Below are 14,649 nucleotides of genomic sequence, written 5' to 3'. Positions count from 1 at the left end.
TCCGGATGCGCCCTTCGCACATGTCCTCACGTGTTCTCACTCGTTCGGGTGAGAAGAGGGAGCGATGTACGCAAAAGGGGGCGCACCGTCGACAGAATCAATCCGGTCGTGAAGGCCGGGGCAACCGGTGACAGCCGGTACAGGGGTGAACGGTGCAGAGGCCTAGGGGGGCCGACGGCATGATCCGTACCAGGAGTTGGACGGCGGCCTGCGCGAGCGCCCTCGGTACGGGCCGGGGCCTCGCCCTCGCGCTGCCCGGCCTGTGGCTGGCCCTGGTGGTGGGCTGGCAGCTGACCTGCCCGCTGGCCACCGACGAGTCCATGGGCCTGCGGATCGCCACCTGCGTGGCCTTCCTGCTCGCGGTGATCTGTCTGGTGCACGGCGTACGGCTGGGCGCGGCACGGGAGTTGCGGCAGGTGCAGGAGGTGGCCGACGCCGCCCAGCGGGTGCTGCTGCGGCCGCCGCCGCCCCGCCTCGACGGGCTCACCGTGGCCGCCGGACAGCTCTGTGCGGCCCGGGGCGCGGTGGTCGGCGGCGATCTGTACGAGGTGATGGCCACGCCGTACGGGGTGCGCGTGATCATGGGCGATGTGCGCGGGCATGGCCTCGGCCCGCTCGGCGCGGTCGCGGCGGTGCTCGGCAGCTTCCGCGAGGCCGCCCACGACGAGCCGGACCTCGCGGGCGTGCTGCGGCGCCTGGACCGGGCGCTGCAACGGCACTTGCGCGAGCGGGCCCGCGGCGAGCATCCGGCCTGCTGCGCGGGCGAGCCCGAGAGCCCGCTCGCCGAGGAGTTCGTGACCGTACTGCTCCTGGAGATCCGGGACGACGGCCTGGTGCTCGCCCTCAACTGCGGCCATCCGTGGCCCTACCGGCTGTGCGGCGGCGCCGAGCCGCTGCTGCCCGGCGACCCGCTGCCCCCGCTCGGCTCCTTCCCCCTCCCCGCCGAACTGCCGCTGCACCGCTGCACCCGGCTGCTGCCCGGGGAGGCCCTGTGTCTGCACACGGACGGCGCCGAGGATGCCCGGGACCGCGCCGGGCGGTTCTTCCGGCTGCAGGAAGTACTCGCCCGGGCGGCCCTGGACACCCCGCTGTCACCCGCCGCGGTGGTCCACTGCGTACAGCGGGAGCTGCTGCGGCACACCGGCGGACGGCTCGCCGACGACGTGGCGCTGATGGTGCTGCGCAACGACCGGGTGCGCGTGCCCGCACAGACCGCGGCCGTCCCGACCGCGCGGGCGCGGCGCTGAGCCGGTCGGGCGTGCGCCGTCGGTCCTGCCGCGGAGTGACGGGCAGTTCGGCAGGACCGGCGGCGCCGGGAGCGGGCCGCCGCACTGTACGAGGGGGAGCCGGCGGCCCAGCACGCCTCTGTGGAGAGGCAGTTCAGTCAATCGGCAGCCGCTTCCTCGCGGCAGAGTGCGCGGCGCATAAATGCGAGTACTCCCTTCACACCCCGTGTGAACGCGCCTCGTCTACGCTGGGCGCACCGAGCCAACGGAGGGCCTGATGCAGCCCAATACCCTGCTCGACGCGCTGGTCGACGAGGCCGGCATCTCCAACGCCGGGCTCGCGGCCCATGTGAACCAGGCCGGCCGTGGCAGAGGGCTGGCACTGAGGTACGAACACACCGCGGTGGCACGGTGGTTGAAGGGCCAGCGGCCGCGCGGCCAGGTGCCCGATCTGATCTGCGAGGTGCTCGCGGTCCGGCTGCACCGGCCGGTCACCCTCGACGACATCGGGCTCGGCGTGCCGGGCGAGCCGGTCGCGCCGGTCGGCTCGCCGCTCGCCGGGTTCGTGGAGCGCGCCACCGCCCTGTGGCGCTCCGACGAGCAGCAGCGCCCGCACATACTGGGCGCGCCCGCGGTCACCGGCACCCCGGCCGTGATGCCGGTGTGGGAGTGGGAGAACCCGCCGGAGGACACCGATGTGTCACGGCACGGCCAGACCGCGGTGAGCGAGAGCGACATCGAGATGCTGCGGTCGGCCCGCGCGCACTACGAGCTGATGTACCGCAAGGCCGGGGGCATCGCCACCCGCTCGCGCATCGTGGGCTTCCTCAACTCCGAGACCGCGCCGCTGCTGCGCGGCTGCTACACCGACCGGACCGGCCGCCAGCTGCACCGGGCGACCGGGGGGCTGGTCGCGATCGCCGGGATCTGCGCGTACGACTCCAACGCCCAGGGCCTGGCCCAGCGTTACTTCCACCAGGCGCTGCGGCTGGCGAAGGCGAGCGGGGACCGGGGGCTCGGCGCGTATGTGATCGCCCTGCTCGTCAACCAGTCGCTGTACATGCACGACTACCGCCAGGCGGTCGCGTTCGCGGAGGCGGCGCTGCGGACGGCGGGCCACCAGCTCACTCCGGCGCTGGCCGCGGATCTGCACGCGATGCAGGCGAAGGCGTACGCGCACCTCGGCGACGGGCGCAGCGCGCTCGGCGCGATCCGCGGCGCCGAGCGGGCGGCCGAGCGGATCCGGCCGAAGAACGAACCCGCCGAGACCGGCTACGTCCAGCCGGGCCTGGTCAACGTCCAGGTGGCGGAGGCCCTGCTGCGGCTGGGCGATCTGCCGGCCGCGCGCGAGCAGGCGGGACTGGCCGCGCGCGCCCCCTCGCACGACCGGGGCAGGGTGCACCGGCTTGCGATGCTCGCGCAGATCGAGCTCCGGCAGGGCGAGGCGGACCGGGCCGTCGCGACGGCGGTCGAGATGGCCGAGCGGGCCCGGGGGATGGAGTCGCAGCGGTTGCGCGACCGGTTGCGCGTCGTACGCGAGCATCTGGTGGAGAGCGGTTGCGCCGGCGCCGACGAAGCCGCCGAGCTGATCGACGGGGCGCTGCGCGTTCCCCTGTGAGCGTGCGCCTGCTGCGATATTGCCATCTACTTGTCGGAAGGTGGCAAAAACGTGCAGTGGACGAACCTGAGTGAACAAACTGTGTATGAGAACCGCTGGTTCCGCGTCAATCTCGCCGACGTCGCCCTCCCGGACGGGCGGCACCTCGACCACTTCGTGATCCGGCTCCGCCCGGTCGCCGTGGCCACCGTCGTCAACGAGGCCAACGAGGTGCTGCTGCTGTGGCGGCACCGGTTCATCACCGACAGCTGGGGCTGGGAGCTGGCCGCCGGGGTCGTCGAGGACGGCGAGGACATCGCGGCCGCGGCCGCCCGCGAGATGGAGGAGGAGACCGGGTGGCGGCCGGGCCCGCTGCGCCATCTCCTCACCGTCGAGCCCGCCAACGGACTCATCGACGCCCGGCACCACCTCTACTGGTCGGAGTCGGCCGAGTACATCGGCCACCCCGAGGACGACTTCGAGTCGTCGCGGCGCGAGTGGATACCGCTCAAGCTGGTACCCGACATGATCGCCCGCGGCGAGGTCCCGGCCGCCAACATGGCGGCCGGGCTCCTGCTCCTGCACCACATGCGGCTCGGCGACGGCTGATCCGCCGTCACCCGCTCACCGCCCCAGCGCCTGCCACACCGCCACGGTCAGCGCGCCGAGGGCGGTGAGCACCGTGAGCGCGGGCAGCGGCCACCTCGTGTGTTCCAGGGACGCCACCCGCACGCCCAGGTCGGTCAGTTCGCGTTCGCTCTGGTCGTCGCGGTGGGTGTGCAGTGTCAGCTGTCCATCGATGCGGGCCAGGCCCACTTCCAGGGAACGGCGTAACTCGAACAGTTCGTCGACGGCCATCGGATGGCCGGGGTCGCTCGGCACGGCGAGGCTCCTTCGTCGTTGTGGCGGAATGCCATTGACTTTTCGCCAAGGAGTCAACTCGCCCTGTTCCAGGGGCGGGAGAGTGTGCGAAGAGCATATGCGTGCTCGCGCCGCACACCGGGTGTGAACGCGGCGGGCCCGGCCCTCACGCAGAGGAGCCGGGCCCGGCGACGACAAGTCCCCGATGTACGCAGGTGTGCTCAGGAGTACGAGTAGAAACCGGACCCGGTCTTGCGGCCCAGACGCCCCGCGTCCACCATGCGCTGCAGCAGCGGCGGCGCCGCGTACAGCGGCTCCTTGAACTCGTCGTACATCGAGTCCGCCACCGAGGCGACCGTGTCCAGGCCGATGAGGTCGGACAGCTTGAGCGGGCCCATCGGGTGGGCGCAGCCCAGCTCCATGCCGTTGTCGATGTCCTCGCGGCTGGCGATGCCCGACTCGAACATCCGGATCGCGGAGAGCAGATACGGGATGAGGAGGGCGTTGACCACGAAGCCCGAGCGGTCCTGGGCGCGGATCGCGTGCTTGCCGAGGACCTTCTCCACCATGGCCTGGGCCCGGCTGAGGGTGCCCTCGGAGGTGGTGAGCGCCGGGATCAGCTCGACGAGCTTCTGCACCGGGGCCGGGTTGAAGAAGTGGATGCCGATGACCTGGTCGGGCCGCGAGGTCGCGACCGCGAGCTTCACCAGCGGGATGGAGGAGGTGTTGGAGGCCAGGATCGCGTCCGGGCGGGTCACCACCTGGTCGAGCACCTGGAAGATCTCGGTCTTGATCTGCTCGTTCTCGACCACGGCCTCGATGACGAGATCGCGGTCGGCGAACTCGCCGAGGTCGGTGGTGAAGCTCAGCCGGGCGAGCGTCTCGTCGCGCTCCTGCTCGGTGATCTTGCCGCGCTCGGCGGCCTTCGAAAGGGAGTTGTGCAGCCGGGTACGGCCGATCTCCAGGGCTTCGCCGGTGGTCTCGGCGACCCTCACGTCCAAGCCGCTGCGGGCGCAGACCTCCGCGATGCCGGCCCCCATCTGGCCGCAGCCCACCACTCCGACGCGTTCGATGTCGGTCACATCGTGCCTTTCGCTTCTGACAGAAAAGTCCTGGCGGGTCCCCCGTGTGATTCCGGCGCCCGTCCCGGCCCACGACGTTACTCCGCGCCTGCGTGTGGATCACGGGGTGGGGCGGGCATGCTGTGCGCAACACCGGACATTCGTAGCGACGAGGGGGTCATCAAGTGGGACGGATCACTCGACGGGGACTGTTGGCGGGGACCCTCGCGGCCGGAACGGCGGGCGCGATGAACGGGCTGGTCACAGCGGGTGCGGCCAGTGCCGCGGAGGGTGCGCCCGGGGTCCTGGCGACCCCAGGCCCGGCCCGCCCCTGGAACCCGCCCCGGCCCCTGGAGTTCCGCGGGATGTGGCTGGCGACGGTGTCCAACCTCGACTGGCCCTCACAACCGGGTCTGCCCCCGGACCGGCAGGAGGCCGAGCTCCTCGCCCACCTCGACCGGGCGGCGGAGCGAAGACTCAACGTGGTGGCGCTCCAGGTCCGCCCCACCGCCGACGCCCTGTGGCCCTCGCCGTACGAGCCGTGGGCCCAGTATCTGAGCGGCGTCCAGGGCCAGGACCCGGGCTGGGACCCGCTGGGCACGGCCGTCCGCGAGGCCCACCGGCGCCGCCTTGAGCTGCACGCCTGGTTCAACCCGTACCGGGTGGCCAACCACACCGACCCGTCCCGGCTGGTGCCGACCCACCCCGCGCGCGTGCACCCCGACTGGGTCGTGGCGTACGGCGGACGGCTCTACTACAACCCGGGGCTGCCCGAGGTCCGCCGGTTCGTGCAGGACGCGATGCTGGACGCGGTCGCGCGCTACGACCTGGACGCGGTGCACTGGGACGACTACTTCTATCCGTACCCGGTGGCCGGTCAGACCTTCGCGGACGACGACGCGTACGCCCGGTACGGCGCGGGCTTCCCGGACCGCGCCGCCTGGCGCCGCGACAACATCGACAAGCTGGTGCGGGAGACGGCCGCCCGGATCAAGCAGATCCGCCGCCGCGTGAAGTTCGGGATCAGCCCGTTCGCGGTCTGGCGCAACGCGGCGACCGACCCGCTCGGCTCGCCCACCACGGCCGGTGTGCAGACCTACGACGACCTGTACGCCGACACCAGGAAATGGGTGCGCGAGCACTGGATCGACTACATCTGCCCGCAGGTGTACTGGAACATCGGCTTCCAGGCCGCCGACTACGCCAAGCTCGTGCCCTGGTGGGACGCGGTCGCGCGAGGCAGCGGCACCCAGCTGATCGTCGGGGAGGCCCTCTACAAGGCCGGGAACCCGGCCCAGCCCGCGGCGTGGCAGGACCCGGCCGAGCTGTCCCGCCACCTCACGCTCGCACGGAAGTACCGCTCCGTGCGGGGCCACTGCTTCTTCTCGGCGAAGGACGTCGCCCAGGACCGGATCGGCGCGATGGCACGCGTGGTCGCGGACCACTATCCGGGACGGGTGCGGCCGTGACCGCGCCGCCTACTCCTCTGCCGGGTGCCTGACGACGGTGTCGGGACCCGGTGACATCAGGGTCTCGTGCCCGTCCTCGAAGCGCACCCGGTACGGCGGTGTCCCGTCGGGGCCCAGTACCTCGATGACTTCCGCGCTCCGGTCGTGCTGTCCGACGGTTCTGCCATGAACCAGCAGCCGGTCGCCCACGCTCGCTCGCATGTGCCCATCCTAAGGCGCGCAGGCCGAGTTGAGCCCGTGCGGATGGGCCACGCGTGGCACCGCCGGGGCGATTTCAGGCCGCCGCGCGCTGGGTCACGGCGATGCAGACCAGCACTCCCGCGGCGGCCAGCGGGGCGGCGGGGGAGAGGTGCTCCCCGAGCAGCAGGACCGCCCAGACCAGCGTGAGCAGCGGCTGCGCCAGCTGGAGCTGGCTGGCCCGGGGCACGCCGATGGCGGCCATGCCCCGGTACCAGACGTACAGCCCGAAGAACTGCGACCCGGCTGCCACCCACAGCACCCCGAGGACGCCGTGCGCGTTCAGATGGACCGGTTCGGCGGCGAGCGCGACCGCCGAGCCGAGGACGGCGAGCGGCAGGGTGAGGATCAGCGCCCAGCCGATCACCTGCCACCCCGGCATCACCCGGGCGAGGCGTCCGCCCTCGGTGTATCCGGCGGCGCAGATCAGCAGCGCCCCGAAGAGGTAGAGGTCGCCAGTGGAGAGGGCGCCGCCGCTCTGCTGGACGGTGAAGGCGACCACCACCCCGGCTCCGGCCAGCGCCGCCGCCCAGAAGGCACGGGAGGGGCGGCGTCCGGTCCGCAGCGCCGAGAGCGCGGCCGTGGTCAGCGGCAGCAGGCCCACGACGACCGCCGCGTGCGAGGTCGTCGACGTCTGCAGGGCGAGCGTGGTGAGGAGCGGGAAGCCGACCACGGTCCCGGCCGCGACCACCGCGAGCCCGGCCCAGTGCCGCCGCTCGGGCAGCGATACCCGGCCCACCAGCAGGAACGCGCTCGCGATCAGCCCGGCGAGCAGACTGCGGACGGCGACGAGCGACCACGGGCCGAAGGTCTCCAGGCCCCAGGCGGTGGCCGGGAAGGTCAGGGAGAAGGCGACGACGCCGAGCCCGGCGAGGAGCGCGCCCTGCCGCGAGGCGGCGGCCGGGGCGGTGGCAGGCGAAGCGGCAGGCGCTGCCGGGCTCGGGGCCGGGGACGTGGTCCGGGCGGATGCGGTGCGGGCCGAGGGCTCGTCGACCGCTATCGATGTCCGGGCAGTAGCGCTATCCTGTGCTGTCATGCAAGAGCGTAGCAGTGAGGCCGAACTGGCAGCCATCCTCAGAAGTGAGCTCGACCGCTACTCCGTAGGTGGAAAGCTGCCGTCGAGCAGGGTGCTGGTCGAGCGGTACCGGGTCTCGCCGGTCACCGTCTCCCGGGCGCTGGCCCGGCTCGCCGCCGAGGGCCTCGTCGTCACCCGGCCCGGCGCCGGGGTCTTCCGCGCCGAGCCCCGTACGCCCGCGCCCCGCCCCGGCGACACCTCCTGGCAGGAGGTCTCGCTCAGCGCCGACGGCGCCACCGACGCGGTGCCGCGCGCGGTCGATGCCTCCGGGGTCCTGGCCACCCTCGCCGCACCACCGCCCGGGGTGATCGAGTTCAACGGCGGCTACCTCGCCCCCGTCCTCCAGCCGGAGCGCGCGATGGCCGCCGCCCTCGCCCGGGCCGGCCGCCGCCCGGGTGCCTGGGGGCGGCCGCCCACCGACGGGCTTCCCGAGCTGCGCGACTGGTTCGCCCGGGAGATCGGCGGCACGGTCACCGCCGCCGAGGTGCTGATCTGCGCCGGTGGCCAGTCCGCGCTCACCACGGCGCTGCGGGCGCTCGCGGCGCCGGGCGCGCCGGTTCTGGTGGAGTCGCCCACCTACCCCGGCATGCTCGCGGTGGCCCGCGCCTCGGGGCTGCGGCCGGTGCCGGTGCCGGTCGACACCGACGGGGTGCGCCCCGACCTGCTCGCGGCCGCCTTCCGGGCCACCGGCGCCCGCGTCCTGGTCAGCCAGCCGCTCTTCCAGAACCCGACGGGCGCGGTGCTCTCCCCGGCCCGCCGGGCCGAAGTGCGCGCGGTGGCCCGGGAGTTCGGGGCGTTCGTCATCGAGGACGACTTCGCACGCCTGCTCGCCCACGCGGACGCGGGCCCGCTGCCCGCGCCGCTCGCCGCCGACGACCCGGACGGCGTGGTCGTCCACGTCCGGTCGCTCACCAAGGTGGCCTCGCCGAGCCTGCGGGTCGGCGCGCTCGCCGCCCGCGGCCCGGTCCTGGAACGGCTGCGCGCGATCCAGGTCGTCGACAGCTTCTTCGTACCGCGCCCGCTCCAGGAGGCGGCCCTGGAGCTGGTCGGCTCCCCGGCCTGGCCCCGCCATCTGCGTTCCGTGTCGCAGGAGCTGGGGGACCGCAGACAGGCCATGGCGACCGCCCTGGCCGTCCACCTCCCCGAGCTGGACGTGCCGCACCTGCCCTCCGGCGGCTACCACCTCTGGCTGCGGCTGCCCGACGGCACGCCCGAGGACGCGGTCGCCGCCGCGGCCCTGCGCTCCGGCGTCGCCGTCGCCGCCGGCCGTCCCTACTTCAGCGCCGAGCCCCCCGCCGCCCACCTCCGGCTGTGCTTCGCGGGCGTGGCGGGCCGGGCCGAGATCGACGAGGGCGTACGGCGGCTGCGCACGGCGTACGACGAGGTGGGCGCCCGGCGAGCGGTCTGAGCGGGCCGCCGGGACCGCTCACGGTCGCGGGCTCTTGACCAACCGCCCGTTCGGTCGCACGATCTCGGCCATGACTGTCCGGTTGACGCTGGTCGCGGCGGCGCGCTCCTCGGCGCTGCTGGCCGAGCGCTTCGACGACGACCGCCCGCTCGACGGGGCGGGCTGGCACGAGGTCGCCCTCGCCGCGCACGCCCTGGTCCCCCTGGGCGCGGCCGAGCTGCGCTACTGCTCGCCCACCGCGCGCAGCCGGGCCACCGGCGACGCCCTCGGATACGCGCCGATGGCCCAGCCCGCGCTGCGCGACTGCGACATGGGCCGCTGGCGCGGATACACCCTGGCCGAGGTCGCGGCCCGGGAGCCCGACGCCGTCGACGCCTGGCTCGCGGACCCGCGCGCGGCCCCGCACGGCGGGGAGCCGCTGCTCGGTTTCATCACCCGGATAGGGGGCTGGCTGGACACCCGGCCCGCCGACGACGGCGCGATGGTCGCGGTGGCCGAACCCTCGGTCGTACGGGCGGCGCTGGTGTACGCCCTGAAGGCGCCGCCGTCGGCGTACTGGAACGTCGACGTCCGGCCGCTGTCGACGGTGACCCTGACCGGCGGCGCCCACCGCTGGCACCTGAGCCTGATAAGCCTGGCGGGATAGCGGGCGGACGACGGGGGTTCACAGACAGGCTCTCAGCCGAGCTCGCGGATCACCCGGGCCGGGTTGCCGACGGCCAGCACCCCGGCGGGCAGGTCCCTGGTGACCACCGCCCCGGCGCCGACCACCGTGTTGGCGCCGATGCTCACCCCGGGGCAGACGATCACCCCGCCGCCGAGCCACACGTTGTCCCCGATCGTCACCGGCTCGGCCTTCTCCCACCCTTGGCGCCGCCGCTCGGCGTCCAACTCATGGGTAGGCGTGAGGAGTTGGACGTTCGGCCCGATCTGGACGTCCCTGCCGACGGTGATCCGGCCGGTGTCCAGGAACACTGCGCCGAAGTTCACGAACGTACCCGCGCCGATGCTGATGTTGTAGCCGAAGTCGCAGTGGAACGGCGGTCGCACCCGTACGCTCTCGTCGACCTCGCCCAGCAACTCGGCCAGCAGCTTGTGCCGTTCGGCGGGCGGGGCCCCGCCCGCCGCGTTGTAGGCGGCGCACCGCGCGATCCGGCGGGCGGTGTCCGCGCCCAGCTCGGGGTCGTCGGGCAGATACCACTCACCGGCCAGCATGAGCCGCTTGTTCTCACCCACGGGAGCTCCTCCTCGTCCTGGTGACCAAGGATCTCACCGCCGCCGCGGGGCAGTTCGGCGGCCCGCACCCCCTACCCGTAGTACTTCGGAGCTACGCGGAAGATGCCCTCCCTGGTCCGACGCGGGCGACGGGGCTTGATCCATAACGTCGGTACCGCAAGCAGGCAAGCCAATCAGCAAGCCAATCAGCAAGCCGATCAGGCAAGCCATCAGGCGAGTCACCGCGCAGGCGCCCCCCCGGGCCGTCGCGCGAGGCACCCGGTACGGAAGGACCCCCACCCATGGCCCCCCGCCCCCGCGTCGGCAGTCGCGCGCTCCGCGCTCTGCTCGCCGCGCTCGTCGTCGCCTCGGTGGCGGTGCCGCTGTCGGGCGCGGTGCGACCCGCGGCCGTACCGGCACCCGTCCCGGCCGCCCTCGCCCCGCTGACCTCCGCGACGTCCGCCGTACTCGACGCGCGCTACGGCGCCGCCCGCGACGGCATCAGGGCGGCCGAGCGGATGGCCACCGGCCACGGCGACCGCAGACGGGCCGCCGCGCTGCGCGCCATGGCCGGGCCCGGGCGGCACTTCCTCTCCTTCGACGGCCGGGGCGGCGGGCGCACCGCCGAGGTCGTCGGGGACCTCGCGCACGCCGACCGGATCGCCGTACTGGTGCCGGGCTCGGACACCAGCCTCGACAAGTACGGGCGCTTCCGGGCCGGGGCCGGGGCCCTCCAGCGGGAGATGGGCGCCCGGTCCGCCGTGGTCGCCTGGCTCGGCTACCCGACCCCGGCGACCGGCAGCGCCGGGTCGGTGACGACGGGCCGGGCCGACCGTGCGGCGCCTCAACTGGGCAAGTTCGTAAGGGAGTTGAGCGCGGCCAAGCCCGGCACCCGGATGGCGGTCCTCTGTCACTCCTACGGCTCCGTCGTCTGCGCCCGGGCCGCCTCCGAGCTGCGCGCCGACGCCCTGGTCCTGTACGGCAGTCCAGGCACCGGCGCCGATGACGTCGGGCAGTTGCACACCCGCGCCGACGTCTGGGCGGGCCGGGCGTCGGGCGACTGGATCGCCGACGTGCCCCATCTGCGGCTTCCGCTCCTGGCCGCCACCGTCGGGTTCGGCACCGACCCGGTGTCCAAGGCGTTCGGGGCGCGGATCTTCGACGCGGGCACCGGCGGCCACAGCGACTACCTGAAGCCCGGCTCGGTCCCCCTGCGCAACATCGCCCTGATCGCCTCCGGCCAGACCCCGACCGAGGAGCGCCGCCATGCGTGAGCTCGTCCGGCGCATCGACGCCGCCACCCCACCCGACCGCGACCGTGCCGTGGACGCCCTGCGGGCCTTCGCCATCCTCGGCGTGGTGCTCGGCCACTGGCTGGTCACCGCGCTGGTCGCGGACAGCGGCACCCTGCGCGCCGTCAGCCCCCTCCAGCACCTGCCCGAACTGGCGCCGGTCTCCTGGATGTTCCAGACCCTGGCCGTGTTCTTCTTCGTCGGCGGGCAGGTGGCGGCGAGCGGCCACGCCTCGGCACGCGCCCGGGGCGCCACGTACGGGCAGTGGCTGCGCGCCCGGCTGGCCCGCCTCTTCCGGCCGGTCGCCGCCGTCCTCGTGGTGTGGACGGTGGCCGTGGTCGCGCTGTTCGCCGCCGGGGCCGGCTACGACACCGTGCACGCACTGCTCAAGCTGGTCCTGTCGCCGCTCTGGTTCCTGCTGGTCTTCACCGCGCTGACGGCGGCGACCCCGCTGCTCGCCCGGATGCACCCGCTGTGGCCGCTGGCCGTGGTGCTCTACGTCGACCTGTTCCGCTTCGGGCTCGACGGCCCCGCCGCCCTCGGCTGGATCAACGTGGCGGCGGGCTGGATGGTCCCGTACTGCCTGGGCGCGCTGCGGGCGCGCGGCGGCCTGCGCTCCCGCACCACGGGCTGGGTGCTCCTCGCCGGGGGCGCCGCCGCCACCGCCGCTCTGGTGCTGTGCGCGGGCTACCCGGCGTCCATGGTCGGCGTGCCCGGCGCCGCCGTCTCCAATCTGAACCCGCCCACCCTCGCGGCCGTCGCCTTCGGCCTCGCCCAGTGCGGCGCGGCGCTGCTGCTGCTCGGCCCGCTGCGGCGGGTCCTCGCCCGCCCGGCGCTCTGGGCGGCGGTGGCCCTGCTCAACCTGTACGCGATGACCGTCTTCCTCTGGCACCAGACCGCGATGATCGCGGTCACCGCGACCGGACTGCTCGCGAGCCGCCCGCTGCCCGGTCTGCACACCGTGCCCGACGGCGCGGGCTGGGTGCTCGCCCGGCTCGCCTGGCTGCCGGTGTTCGCCGGGGCGCTCCTTGTGTGCTGGGCGGCGTTCCGCACGTACGAGCAGGGCGGCGGGCGCACGCGCGGCGGCGGCCGGGTCGTGCGCGTGCACCGGGCCGGGAGCGAGAAGGCGGTGCCGCATGCCTAGGGTGAGCGATGTGATCAAGGGGGGCGCAGTAGTGACACGGGTGGACACGAAACGGCTGGTGGCGGCCGTACGGGCGGGGGCGCGCGGGATGCGCGGGGAGCTGTGGACGGTGGCGCGCGACCCGCTGCCGCGCCAGGGGGTGCTGGGCTGGCTGCCGCACGTCCATGTGGTGCTGTTCGCGCTGGGCGTCGGGATGGTCAACGGGGTGGAGTGGACCTACGCGACGGGGTCGGCCAAGGCCGCCGTCGCGGTGTGCTCCGTGGCCCAGGCCGGAGCCGTCGTCATGGCGCTCTCGCGCCCGGTGGCCGCCTGGTGGCTCTCCACGGCCGCGCTCTTCGTATCGGCGGAGTCCGTGGGAGCCACCGTCCCCGAGGGCCGGGTGTGGCCGTGGAGTGTCGCCGGGATCGCGCTGCACACCGTGGTGCTGCTCCTGCTGTCGCTGCGGGTCCGCCCCCGGGTAGCCGCCGCTGCGCTGGCGGTCACCGTCGGGTCGGGGCTGCTCGACCTGGCCCTCTCGGGCCGGAGCCACAACCAGGACGTCACCCGGGCCGCCATCGCCTTCGGGACCGCCGTGGTGGTCGGAGCGTCGCTGCGCATCAGCCGGGTGGCCCGCTCCCGGCTGGTCGAGCAGGAGGTGCTCACCGCCGACGAGCGGGCCCGGCGCACCCTCCTGGAGGAGCGCGGCCGCATCGCCCGCGAGCTGCACGACGTGGTCGCCCACCACATGTCGGTGATCTCCATCCAGGCCCAGGTCGCCCCGCACCTCGTGGCCGACCCGCCCGCGGAACTCACGGAGAACCTGGCGGGCATCCGGGAGAACGCCGTCCAGGCGCTCACCGAACTGCGCCGGGTCCTCGGCGTGCTGCGCTCGGAGGCCCCGGAAGCGGAGGGCGTACGGCACGCTCCGCAGCCCACCCTCGACCGGCTCGGCGAACTGGTCGCCAATGTGCGGGCCGCCGGTCTTGAGGTGGCCACCGAGACCACGGGCACCCCGCGCCCGCTGTCTCCGGGCGTCGGGCTCTCGGCGTTCCGCATCGTCCAGGAGGCGCTGAGCAACGCGATGCGGCACGCGCCCGGGGCGAGCGTGCACGTGGCGATCGGCTACCACCCGTCCTCGGTCACCGTCCGCGTCACCAACTCCCCGCCCACCGGGACCGCCCCGCCCTCGCCGGGCACCGGACACGGCCTGCTGGGGATGCGGGAGCGGGCTGCGATGCTGGGGGGCGAACTGGCCACCGGGCCCACTCCGGAGGGCGGTTACGAGATCACGGCCCTCCTGCCCACGGCCCGCGCCACCACCTCCACGAACCCCACCGAGGAAACCCCATGACGACGCCCGCCATCCGCGTCCTGATCGCCGACGACCAGATGATGGTCCGGCAGGGCCTGACGGTGCTGCTCAACGCGGAACCCGGCATCGAGGTGGTCGGCCAGGCGGTCGACGGCCTCGACGCCGTGGCCAAGGTCGCCGAACTGGCCCCCGACGTCGTCCTGATGGACGTCCGCATGCCCGAGCTCGGCGGAATCGAGGCCACCCGCCGCGTCACCGCCCCCGCCGACGCCACGGTCAAGGTCCTCATCCTGACCACCTTCGACCTGGACGAGTACGTCTACGAGGCCCTTCGCGCGGGCGCCTCCGGCTTCCTCCTGAAGGACGCCTCCGCCGCCGAACTGGCCCACGCGGTAAGGGTGGTGGCGGCCGGCGACGCCCTGCTGGCGCCTGGTGTGACCAAGCGCCTGATAGCCGAGTTCTCCCGCACCATTGGCGCCCCCCGCGCCCCGCTCAAGGACCGCGTGGCCACCCTGACCGAACGCGAGACGGAGGTCCTGTCCCTGATCGCCCAGGGCCTCTCCAACGCGGAGATCGCCACAGCCCTGACGGTGGCCGAGCAGACCGTGAAAACCCACGTCAGCCGCATCCTGGTCAAACTCGCCCTCCGCGACCGCACCCAGGCGGCGGTCTTCGCGTACGAGTCGGGGCTGGTGCGGCCCACCGGGTACTGAAGCGGCGGCGTCGGCGACCTTTGCATAAAACTGCATAGCTGCGTATAGTCATGCCATCGA

General features: G+C 73.8%; 15 protein-coding genes. 10 read left to right on the top strand and 5 right to left on the bottom strand.

Features of this window, described 5'->3' with window-relative positions:
* Positions 1-179 precede the first annotated feature (179 nt).
* The 3 genes from OG965_RS10390 to OG965_RS10380 all read left to right on the top strand — a co-directional run bounded on the left by OG965_RS10390 (position 180) and on the right by OG965_RS10380 (position 3,432).
* Positions 180-1,247, top strand: a complete 1,068-nt coding sequence (locus OG965_RS10390) for a PP2C family protein-serine/threonine phosphatase (RefSeq protein ID WP_371651404.1) — start codon at positions 180-182, stop codon at positions 1,245-1,247.
* A 256-nt stretch (positions 1,248-1,503) separates the two neighbouring features.
* Positions 1,504-2,844 carry a transcriptional regulator gene (locus tag OG965_RS10385; RefSeq protein WP_371651402.1) on the top strand — a complete coding sequence of 447 codons (1,341 nt, stop codon included), beginning with the start codon at positions 1,504-1,506 and terminating at the stop codon, positions 2,842-2,844.
* Between the two features lie 51 nt (positions 2,845-2,895).
* Positions 2,896-3,432, top strand: a complete 537-nt coding sequence (locus OG965_RS10380) for an NUDIX domain-containing protein (RefSeq protein ID WP_371651400.1) — start codon at positions 2,896-2,898, stop codon at positions 3,430-3,432.
* Between the two features lie 15 nt (positions 3,433-3,447).
* Here the strand turns inward: OG965_RS10380 and OG965_RS10375 are convergent, their stop codons facing one another.
* Together OG965_RS10375 and OG965_RS10370 are read right to left on the bottom strand one after the other, a co-directional pair.
* Positions 3,448-3,705, bottom strand: a complete 258-nt coding sequence (locus OG965_RS10375) for a hypothetical protein (protein WP_371651398.1) — start codon at positions 3,703-3,705, stop codon at positions 3,448-3,450.
* A gap of 200 nt (positions 3,706-3,905) precedes the next feature.
* Complete coding sequence (locus OG965_RS10370; RefSeq protein WP_371651396.1) at positions 3,906-4,766, bottom strand: 3-hydroxybutyryl-CoA dehydrogenase; 861 nt, start codon at positions 4,764-4,766, stop codon at positions 3,906-3,908.
* A 164-nt stretch (positions 4,767-4,930) separates the two neighbouring features.
* On the opposite strand from OG965_RS10370, the gene OG965_RS10365 reads away from it, so the two are divergent.
* Positions 4,931-6,214 (top strand): glycoside hydrolase family 10 protein, encoded by a 1,284-nt coding sequence (locus OG965_RS10365; protein WP_371651394.1) that lies wholly within the window; start codon positions 4,931-4,933, stop codon positions 6,212-6,214.
* 9 nt (positions 6,215-6,223) lie between these two features.
* Here OG965_RS10365 and OG965_RS10360 read toward each other — a convergent pair whose 3' ends face one another.
* On the bottom strand, positions 6,224-6,415 hold the full coding sequence (locus OG965_RS10360; protein WP_371651392.1) for a DUF1918 domain-containing protein: 192 nt from the start codon (positions 6,413-6,415) through the stop codon (positions 6,224-6,226).
* Positions 6,416-6,488: 73 nt separating this feature from the next.
* On the bottom strand, positions 6,489-7,487 hold the full coding sequence (locus tag OG965_RS10355; RefSeq protein ID WP_371651390.1) for a DMT family transporter: 999 nt from the start codon (positions 7,485-7,487) through the stop codon (positions 6,489-6,491).
* Between OG965_RS10355 and OG965_RS10350 the strand changes: the two genes are divergently transcribed.
* Together OG965_RS10350 and OG965_RS10345 are read left to right on the top strand one after the other, a co-directional pair.
* Positions 7,486-8,934 carry a PLP-dependent aminotransferase family protein gene (locus tag OG965_RS10350; protein ID WP_371651388.1) on the top strand — a complete coding sequence of 483 codons (1,449 nt, stop codon included), beginning with the start codon at positions 7,486-7,488 and terminating at the stop codon, positions 8,932-8,934. The genes OG965_RS10355 and OG965_RS10350 overlap by 2 nt on opposite strands.
* A 70-nt stretch (positions 8,935-9,004) precedes the next feature.
* Positions 9,005-9,580, top strand: a complete 576-nt coding sequence (locus tag OG965_RS10345; RefSeq protein ID WP_371651386.1) for a histidine phosphatase family protein — start codon at positions 9,005-9,007, stop codon at positions 9,578-9,580.
* A gap of 32 nt (positions 9,581-9,612) precedes the next feature.
* Here the strand turns inward: OG965_RS10345 and OG965_RS10340 are convergent, their stop codons facing one another.
* Positions 9,613-10,170, bottom strand: coding sequence for a sugar O-acetyltransferase (locus tag OG965_RS10340; RefSeq protein WP_371651384.1), 558 nt, complete (start codon positions 10,168-10,170; stop codon positions 9,613-9,615).
* 281 nt (positions 10,171-10,451) lie between these two features.
* On the opposite strand from OG965_RS10340, the gene OG965_RS10335 reads away from it, so the two are divergent.
* From OG965_RS10335 to OG965_RS10320, 4 genes are read left to right on the top strand one after another with little or no spacing between them, the layout of a single operon-like run.
* Entirely contained in the window at positions 10,452-11,423 is a 972-nt protein-coding gene (locus OG965_RS10335; protein ID WP_371651382.1) for an alpha/beta hydrolase, read from the top strand.
* Positions 11,416-12,585 carry an acyltransferase gene (locus tag OG965_RS10330; protein WP_371651380.1) on the top strand — a complete coding sequence of 390 codons (1,170 nt, stop codon included), beginning with the start codon at positions 11,416-11,418 and terminating at the stop codon, positions 12,583-12,585. The genes OG965_RS10335 and OG965_RS10330 overlap by 8 nt, the downstream gene beginning before the upstream one ends.
* On the top strand, positions 12,578-13,915 hold the full coding sequence (locus OG965_RS10325) for a sensor histidine kinase (RefSeq protein WP_371651378.1): 1,338 nt from the start codon (positions 12,578-12,580) through the stop codon (positions 13,913-13,915). Before OG965_RS10330 ends, OG965_RS10325 begins: the two co-directional genes overlap by 8 nt.
* Positions 13,912-14,589, top strand: a complete 678-nt coding sequence (locus tag OG965_RS10320) for a response regulator (protein WP_371651376.1) — start codon at positions 13,912-13,914, stop codon at positions 14,587-14,589. Before OG965_RS10325 ends, OG965_RS10320 begins: the two co-directional genes overlap by 4 nt.
* Positions 14,590-14,649 lie beyond the last annotated feature (60 nt).

It is taken from the genome of Streptomyces sp. NBC_00224 (genome assembly GCF_041435195.1).
In the GTDB taxonomy this organism is placed as follows: Bacteria; Actinomycetota; Actinomycetes; order Streptomycetales; family Streptomycetaceae; genus Streptomyces.
Note: the sequence above shows the minus strand (reverse complement) of the source record. Positions and strands in the feature narration are given on the sequence as shown.